Below are 3591 nucleotides of genomic sequence, written 5' to 3'. Positions count from 1 at the left end.
GTCTATTGTTGCTTCTGGATGCCTGCAACTGGAATAAGGCTGAAGTGGCAAGACAGCTTGGAAAAAGTCGGACCCTTGTATGGAAGTACATGAAAAAATGGGATATTCCCCTTCAAAAAGGTTAACTCCCAATATTACACACATGGGGCGCAAGCCCAAAACAAAAAGGAAACTAAAGTCACCAATAATGCAGGTTGAAGCTGTGCGCCGCAGGCGCTTCGCGCTCTTGTTTCTACTATCTTGTTTATAGTTTCATGTAAGGAGCCACAATGACAGACCCCCTGTTTGCCCCCATTAAAATCAATCAATTGAGCATTCCCAACAGAATCTACATGCCGCCCATGCACTTGGGCATGGCACAGGCATTTGAAGTAACGGATCAACTCGTTGAATTTTACGCAAGACGGGCCAAAGGCGGACCGGGTATGATCTGCGTCGGATATGCCACGGTGGACGAACTGTCCGGCAACACCCGGAACATTGGTGCCCATGATGATAAATTTATTCCGGGACTGACCCGGCTGGCAGATGCCATCCGGAAAAATGGAAGCCTTTGTGCCGTACAGATCAACCATGCCGGCCGGTATAATTTTTCATTTCTGCTCAATGGCAAACAGCCCGTGGCACCGTCTGCCATTGCCTCCAGGATGACAAAGGAGACACCCAAGGCCCTTGAAATCAGCGAAATACGGCAGACCATCGAATCCTTTGCAAATGCCGCATCCCGGGTTAAAAAGGCGGGGTTTGATGCTGTGGAGATTCTGTCGGGAACGGGTTATCTGATCTCCGAATTCTTGTCTCCGCTTACCAATCAGCGCACCGATGAATACGGCGGACACCTTAATCATCGCATGCGGTTTGGTTTGGAAGTGGCCCAGGCGGTTCGAGATGCCGTGGGGCCGGCCTACCCCTTGATCGTGAGAATGAACGGCAATGATTTTATGCCGGGCGGCAATCAACGATCCGATCTCATCGAATATGCAAAACAACTCTCCCAGGGACCTGTGGATGCCCTGTGTATCAATGTGGGCTGGCATGAAGCCCGGGTGCCCCAAATTGTGGCCCAGGTGCCCAGGGGGGCATTTGGCTATCTTGCCCGGGATATCCGGACCGCTGTAGAAGTCCCTGTAATCGCAAGCCACAGGATCAATGACCCTGAAACCGCAAGGGAGATGATCAATCACGGTTTTTGCGACATGGTTGCCATGGGACGCAGTCTGATCGCAGATCCGGATCTGCCCAAAAAAGCCCGTGAAGGCAGAGAAAAGGAGATTGTCCATTGTATTGCCTGTGCCCAGGGCTGTTTGGACAACTTGTTCAAACTCAAGCATGTGGAATGCCTCTGCAATCCTTTGGCCGGCCATGAGTTCGGGAACAACGCCGGGAAAGTTGACGCAGTAAAAAAAGTGATGGTGGTTGGCGGCGGAGTTGCCGGTATGACCGCGGCACTTACCTGCGCCCGGCGCGGCCATGATGTGGTCCTGTATGAGAGCTCCAGGCGTTTGGGCGGTCAGGTCCACCTGGCTGCAGCGCCTCCGGGCAGGAAAGAATTTGCCCGGTTTTCAGATGACCTTGAACATCAGCTCGCTGTGGAAAAAATCCCCGTGGTGTTGAACTGCAGGGTGGACCAAGCCCTTATTTCAAAGGAAAAACCCGATGCCCTGCTCCTTGCCACAGGTGCGCGTCCCCTTGAACCGGCCATCCCCGGGATAGACCTGCCCCATGTGACAGGAGCCTGGGATGTTCTTGAAGACAAGGTGGGAACCGGCAAACATGTGGCCGTCATCGGCGGCGGGGCTGTTGGGGTTGAAACCGCATTGTTCCTTGCGGAAAAAGGCACCATGTCGGCGGAAACCATCAAATTTCTGCTGATCAACAAGGCCGAAACTCCGGAAGCTCTTTTTGAAATGGCCACCACAGGCAGCAAAAAGGTGTGTCTCATCGAAATGACGAATCGCATTGGAAAGGAGATCGGTAAATCAACCCGGTGGGGGAAGATGCAGGATCTTGAGCGTTTTAATGTGGAAACCGTAACCGGCGCAAAAGTGGTGCGGATTACCGAAACAGGCCTGGAAATTGAAAAGGTCGGCAAAATCAGTGCCCTGGACTTTGACACTGTTGTGGTGGCTGCGGGCGCTGTGTCTTACAACCCATTGGCTCAGATTGCCCAAAAACTTGCCATTGACTACCGTATGGCCGGAGATGCCTTAAAGGTGGGGACGGCTTTTGATGCGGTGCATGGGGGCTATGAGGCTGCTGTCTCTATCAGTGGATAATTGACAAAATAAAAAAAGGGAGAAGTCGGGTATGTTTTAGAGTAAATACTCATTAACGCCGGTTTTGAATATCATGAACATGAGGTCAAAAAAACGCTCAATTCCTGATATTTTTTTGTGCTCACTGGGTCAATTTTGCTGGCCGCTACCGGGTCATTTATTTTGGCCATTGACACAGGATCTTGTTTTTACAAAAGAAGATGGAAACCCTGTCCCGAAGTATTATATTCAACGCGTATTTAAGCAAGCTTGTGCTAAGGCGGGTGTTGGGCCATATCGACTTCATGACCTCAGGCACACGTTTAACACGAATATGTTAAAAGCTGGTGTGGATAAGACGATTACCATGAAGCTGACAGGACATAAGACCAATGCTATGTTTCTTCGGTACAGCCACATTGACAATGAAATGGGAGAGTTGGCCATGGGTACGCTTAGCAGTTTCTTGGGGATTCGGAATATAGTTGCTTTGAATCTGCTTGAGGATGGTGTCTACTGCTTATGTACTCCCTGAAAATAAAAAAGGGTTAGAGAAGCACTCTAACCCATTGATATCAGTGGTGATCCCACCGGGAATCGAACCCGGGTTTCCGGCGTGAGAGTTGGTCGTAGATTTATAACTATTTGAAATTATTACAACCGGCCTTGCTGGAGTTGCGTTGAAACAACCTCTCATTGCAACCCAAATGCAACCCGTTGCCACCTATTGCAAGAACTCATTTTAACCATAATTCCATGCCACCTTCTTTTGCTTTTTGAGTGTTGAATAGGCTGATTAAACGATGATATATTGAGTAGATATCAAATTCGTTCGTTAACTATTCAAACCATCAATATAGCCAAGGAGGCAATGACCCATGATCGGCCCTAAAATATTCAATAGGTTCAAAAATGTTTACGATGAAATTTTTCCTTTATCAGATTCCGGCAACGGACTAAAACAATTTAATGCTGAAGGGCTTACAAAAAAAAATATCTCTTTGTTGTTAACTTTTCCAGGAGTATTGGCATGCACATTAGGGGCAACAATAAACCAGGATAGAATGGCTGATGACTTAAAAAAAATGGACATCTTAAAATTTGAATTTAATGAAAATGACTGCCACACGGACAAGGATAATACAGTTCTAAAGATTCCTGAAAACCAAAAAAAAATAAATGAAGAGTTGTCTGAAGTTATTTCCAATATTTGTAACTTCTCAATAAGTCCGGGTAAAAAGACAAAGGTCAGCCAAATTCAATTGCAGTTAAACAGACAAATTGAGAGCTTTGTTGATGATGAGATCACTAAGATAAGGAATTTCATTCAAGCCGG

At 47.5% G+C, this 3591-nt stretch carries 4 protein-coding genes; all 4 read left to right on the top strand.

Annotation, left to right across the window (positions count from 1 at the left end):
• Positions 1-125 (top strand): helix-turn-helix domain-containing protein (locus AB7U36_RS20720; RefSeq protein ID WP_428161524.1); only part of this gene is annotated, 125 nt, incomplete at its 5' end.
• Between the two features lie 144 nt (positions 126-269).
• Positions 270-2276 (top strand): FAD-dependent oxidoreductase, encoded by a 2007-nt coding sequence (locus tag AB7U36_RS20715; protein ID WP_428161523.1) that lies wholly within the window; start codon positions 270-272, stop codon positions 2274-2276.
• Positions 2277-2349: 73 nt separating this feature from the next.
• Positions 2350-2790, top strand: coding sequence for a tyrosine-type recombinase/integrase (locus AB7U36_RS20710; RefSeq protein WP_428161522.1), 441 nt, complete (start codon positions 2350-2352; stop codon positions 2788-2790).
• Between the two features lie 343 nt (positions 2791-3133).
• Positions 3134-3591, top strand: a 458-nt coding sequence (locus AB7U36_RS20705; RefSeq protein WP_428161521.1) for a hypothetical protein, incomplete at its 3' end; no start/stop codon positions are given.

This window comes from Desulfobacter sp. (assembly GCF_050177295.1).
The sequence above is the reverse complement of the archived record's forward strand: the minus strand, read 5'-3'. Positions and strand labels throughout refer to the sequence as shown.

Bases quoted from the DNA above. Each gene is read 5' to 3' on its own strand.
- AB7U36_RS20715 (WP_428161523.1), top strand. From the start codon at position 270: ATGACAGACCCCCTGTTTGCCCCCATTAAAATCAATCAATTGAGCATT.
- AB7U36_RS20710 (WP_428161522.1), top strand. From the start codon at position 2,350: ATGAACATGAGGTCAAAAAAACGCTCAATTCCTGATATTTTTTTGTGC.